This is a genomic window from Mycobacterium sp. shizuoka-1, from assembly GCF_002723835.1.
In the GTDB taxonomy this organism is placed as follows: Bacteria; Actinomycetota; Actinomycetes; order Mycobacteriales; family Mycobacteriaceae; genus Mycobacterium.
This window is the reverse complement of record NZ_BEWG01000131.1, coordinates 1-5,246: the sequence shown is the minus strand read 5'-3', so window position 1 is coordinate 5,246 and position 5,246 is coordinate 1. Positions and strand designations below refer to the sequence as shown.

The 5,246-nt window shown below is 56.2% G+C and carries 2 rRNA genes; both read left to right on the top strand.

Annotation, left to right across the window (positions count from 1 at the left end):
* Nucleotides 1-95 precede the first annotated feature (95 nt).
* Nucleotides 96-1,614: ribosomal RNA gene (locus MSZK_RS30385) — 16S ribosomal RNA — on the top strand.
* Between the two features lie 383 nt (nucleotides 1,615-1,997).
* Nucleotides 1,998-5,110: ribosomal RNA gene (locus MSZK_RS30380) — 23S ribosomal RNA — on the top strand.
* The 16S and 23S rRNA genes sit together here, the layout of an rRNA operon.
* Nucleotides 5,111-5,246 lie beyond the last annotated feature (136 nt).

Here is a 5,246-nt window from a genome sequence, read left to right as displayed (position 1 = left end):
GTGTGGTTTTTTGATGCCAGTTTTGGTGTCTTTTTGTTGGATGTCAGATTTTTCTGATTCGAATTCTGCCCTGGCCTGTGTGGTTGGGGGGTTTTTGTTTGGAGAGTTTGATTCTGGCTCAGGACGAACGCTGGCGGCGTGCTTAACACATGCAAGTCGAACGGAAAGGCCCTTCGGGGTGCTCGAGTGGCGAACGGGTGAGTAACACGTGGGTGATCTGCCCTGCACTTTGGGATAAGCCTGGGAAACTGGGTCTAATACCGGATAGGACTACGGCCTTCATGGGTTGTGGTGGAAAGCTTTTGCGGTGTGGGATGGGCCCGCGGCCTATCAGCTTGTTGGTGGGGTAATGGCCTACCAAGGCGACGACGGGTAGCCGGCCTGAGAGGGTGACCGGCCACACTGGGACTGAGATACGGCCCAGACTCCTACGGGAGGCAGCAGTGGGGAATATTGCACAATGGGCGCAAGCCTGATGCAGCGACGCCGCGTGAGGGATGACGGCCTTCGGGTTGTAAACCTCTTTCAGTAGGGACGAAGCGCAAGTGACGGTACCTATAGAAGAAGGACCGGCCAACTACGTGCCAGCAGCCGCGGTAATACGTAGGGTCCGAGCGTTGTCCGGAATTACTGGGCGTAAAGAGCTCGTAGGTGGTTTGTCGCGTTGTTCGTGAAAACTCACAGCTTAACTGTGGGCGTGCGGGCGATACGGGCAGACTTGAGTACTGCAGGGGAGACTGGAATTCCTGGTGTAGCGGTGGAATGCGCAGATATCAGGAGGAACACCGGTGGCGAAGGCGGGTCTCTGGGCAGTAACTGACGCTGAGGAGCGAAAGCGTGGGGAGCGAACAGGATTAGATACCCTGGTAGTCCACGCCGTAAACGGTGGGTACTAGGTGTGGGTTTCCTTCCTTGGGATCCGTGCCGTAGCTAACGCATTAAGTACCCCGCCTGGGGAGTACGGCCGCAAGGCTAAAACTCAAAGAAATTGACGGGGGCCCGCACAAGCGGCGGAGCATGTGGATTAATTCGATGCAACGCGAAGAACCTTACCTGGGTTTGACATGCACAGGACGCCGGCAGAGATGTCGGTTCCCTTGTGGCCTGTGTGCAGGTGGTGCATGGCTGTCGTCAGCTCGTGTCGTGAGATGTTGGGTTAAGTCCCGCAACGAGCGCAACCCTTGTCTCATGTTGCCAGCACGTTATGGTGGGGACTCGTGAGAGACTGCCGGGGTCAACTCGGAGGAAGGTGGGGATGACGTCAAGTCATCATGCCCCTTATGTCCAGGGCTTCACACATGCTACAATGGCCGGTACAAAGGGCTGCGATGCCGTGAGGTGGAGCGAATCCTTTCAAAGCCGGTCTCAGTTCGGATCGGGGTCTGCAACTCGACCCCGTGAAGTCGGAGTCGCTAGTAATCGCAGATCAGCAACGCTGCGGTGAATACGTTCCCGGGCCTTGTACACACCGCCCGTCACGTCATGAAAGTCGGTAACACCCGAAGCCGGTGGCCTAACCCGTAAGGGAGGGAGCCGTCGAAGGTGGGATCGGCGATTGGGACGAAGTCGTAACAAGGTAGCCGTACCGGAAGGTGCGGCTGGATCACCTCCTTTCTAAGGAGCACCACGAGAATCAGGCCCGCCCACATCGTGTGGGGGTTCGGTGTTCTGATCGATTCGTGAAGATGGCCTTTCGCCTGTAGTGGGTGGGGGTCTGGTGCACGACAAGCAAAGTATCTGCGGCCGGGGCCTTGAGGGTTTTCCTTGAGCGGTTCGTGGTGCTGCCAAACACACTGTTGGGCTTTGAGACAACAGGCCCGTGCCCGGGTTTCCGGGTGGTTCCGCGGTGGCGGGGTCGGCGTGTTGTTGCTCCATCTTTGGTGGTGGGGTGTGGTGTTTGATTTGTGGATAGTGGTTGCGAGCATCTAGCACGCAGGAGATCTTTGGGTCTGTTGTGTGTTGATGTGCAATTTCTTTTTTCGAATTGGTTTTTTGTGTTGTAAGTGTTTAAGGGCGCATGGTGGATGCCTTGGCACTGGGAGCCGATGAAGGACGTGGGAGGCTGCGTTATGCCTCGGGGAGCTGTCAACCGAGCGTTGATCCGAGGATGTCCGAATGGGGAAACCCGGCACGAGTGATGTCGTGTCACCCAACGCTGAATACATAGGCGTTGGGGGGGAACGCGGGGAAGTGAAACATCTCAGTACCCGTAGGAAGAGAAAACAAAAGTGATTCCGTGAGTAGTGGCGAGCGAAAGCGGAGGATGGCTAAACCGTATGCATGTGATACCCGGCAGGGGTTGTGTGTGCGGTGTTGTGGGGCTTGTCTTCCTGGATCTGCCGGTCTGGGCTGCAGTGAGAAAAGAATGTGTTAGCCGAAGTGGCCTGGGATGGTCTGCCGTAGTGGGTGAGAGCCCCGTAGGTGAAAACATGTTCTCTGTGGTGATGAGTTCCCGAGTAGCAGCGGGCCCGTGGAATCTGCTGTGAATCTGCCGGGACCACCCGGTAAGCCTGAATACTTCCCAGTGACCGATAGCGGATTAGTACCGTGAGGGAATGGTGAAAAGTACCCCGGGAGGGGAGTGAAATAGTACCTGAAACCGTGCGCTTACAATCCGTCAGAGCCCTCTCTTTGAGTGGGGTGATGGCGTGCCTTTTGAAGAATGAGCCTGCGAGTCAGGGACATGTCGCGAGGTTAACCCGGGTGGGGTAGCCGTAGCGAAAGCGAGTCTGAATAGGGCGTATCCATACATGTGTGTGGTGTAGTGGCGTGTTCTGGACCCGAAGCGGAGTGATCTACCCATGGCCAGGGTGAAGCGCGGGTAAGACCGCGTGGAGGCCCGAACCCACTTAGGTTGAAGACTGAGGGGATGAGTTGTGGGTAGGGGTGAAAGGCCAATCAAACTCCGTGATAGCTGGTTCTCCCCGAAATGCATTTAGGTGCAGCGTTGCGTGTTTCTTGCCGGAGGTAGAGCTACTGGATGGCCGATGGGCCCCACAGGGTTACTGACGTCAGCCAAACTCCGAATGCCGGTAAGTGAGAGCGCAGCAGTGAGACGGCGGGGGATAAGCTCCGTGCGTCGAGAGGGAAACAGCCCAGATCGCCGGCTAAGGCCCCTAAGCGTGTGCTAAGTGGAAAAGGATGTGCAGTCGCAGAGACAACCAGGAGGTTGGCTTAGAAGCAGCCACCCTTGAAAGAGTGCGTAATAGCTCACTGGTCAAGTGATTGTGCGCCGATAATGTAGCGGGGCTCAAGCACACCGCCGAAGCCGCGGCATCAACGTTTGTTGATGGGTAGGGGAGCGTCCTGCACACCGGTGAAGCAGCCTGGTAATGGAGCTGTGGAGGGTGTGGGAGTGAGAATGCAGGCATGAGTAGCGATAAGGCAAGTGAGAACCTTGCCCGCCGAAAGACCAAGGGTTCCTGGGCCAGGCCAGTCCGCCCAGGGTGAGTCGGGACCTAAGGCGAGGCCGACAGGCGTAGTCGATGGACAACGGGTTGATATTCCCGTACCCGTGTGTGAGCGTCCCTGATGAATCATCGGTACTAACCGCCCAAATCCAGATCCACGGATCCCTTCGGGGTGATGGTTTCTGGGGCTGCGCGGGACCTTCGGTGGTAGTAGTCAAGCGATGGGGTGACGCAGGTAGGTAGCCGTACCAGTCAGTGGTAATACTGGGGTAAACCTGTAGGACGAGATATAGGCAAATCCGTATCTCATGTGTCTGAGAGGTGATGCATAGCCGAGTGAGGCGAATTCGGTGATCCTTTGCTGCCAAGAAAAGCCTCTAGCGAGCACACACACGGCCCGTACCCCAAACCAACACAGGTGGTCAGGTAGAGAATACCAAGGCGTACGAGTGAACTATGGTTAAGGAACTCGGCAAAATACCCCCGTAACTTCGGGAGAAGGGGGACCTCCTACTGTCATGGCACTAGCTGCCGGCAGCGGTGGGGGGTGGCACAAACCAGTGAGAAGCGACTGTTTACTAAAAACACAGGTCCGTGCGAAGTCGCAAGACGATGTATACGGACTGACGCCTGCCCGGTGCTGGAAGGTTAAGAGGACCCGTTAACCCTTGGGTGAAGCGGAGAATTTAAGCCCCAGTAAACGGCGGTGGTAACTATAACCATCCTAAGGTAGCGAAATTCCTTGTCGGGTAAGTTCCGACCTGCACGAATGGCGTAACGACTTCTCAACTGTCTCAACCATAGACTCGGCGAAATTGCACTACGAGTAAAGATGCTCGTTACGCGCGGCAGGACGAAAAGACCCCGGGACCTTCACTATAGCTTGGTATTGGCGTTCGATACGGTTTGTGTAGGATAGGTGGGAGACTGTGAAACCCAGACGCCAGTTTGGGTGGAGTCATTGTTGAAATACCACTCTGATCGTATTGGACTTCTAACCTCGGACCGTATATCCGGTTCAGGGACAGTGCCTGGTGGGTAGTTTAACTGGGGCGGTTGCCTCCTAAAATGTAACGGAGGCGCCCAAAGGTTCCCTCAACCTGGACGGCAATCAGGTGTTGAGTGCAAGTGCACAAGGGAGCTTGACTGCGAGACGGACATGTCAAGCAGGGACGAAAGTCGGGACTAGTGATCCGGCACCTCTGAGTGGAAGGGGTGTCGCTCAACGGATAAAAGGTACCCCGGGGATAACAGGCTGATCTTCCCCAAGAGTCCATATCGACGGGATGGTTTGGCACCTCGATGTCGGCTCGTCGCATCCTGGGGCTGGAGCAGGTCCCAAGGGTTGGGCTGTTCGCCCATTAAAGCGGCACGCGAGCTGGGTTTAGAACGTCGTGAGACAGTTCGGTCTCTATCCGCCGCGCGCGTCAGAAACTTGAGGAAACCTGTCCCTAGTACGAGAGGACCGGGACGGACGAACCTCTGGTCCACCAGTTGTCCCACCAGGGGCACCGCTGGATAGCCACGTTCGGACAGGATAACCGCTGAAAGCATCTAAGCGGGAAACCTTCTCCAAGACCAGGTTTCTCACCCTTTTAGAGGGATAAGGCCCCCCGCAGACCACGGGATCGATAGACCAGACCTACACGCACCGCAAGGTGTTCAGGGAACTGGCACTAACCGGCCGAAAACTTACAACAACCAAAACAAACAACCATTGTTTCGGACCTTGTAAAACGCACATCATGCCCGCAACCACACCACAGCAGTCAAACCACTGCACCCCACCACCAAAACTAAACCTTCCCCACCACGGGGAATCACTGAAAAGTGAAT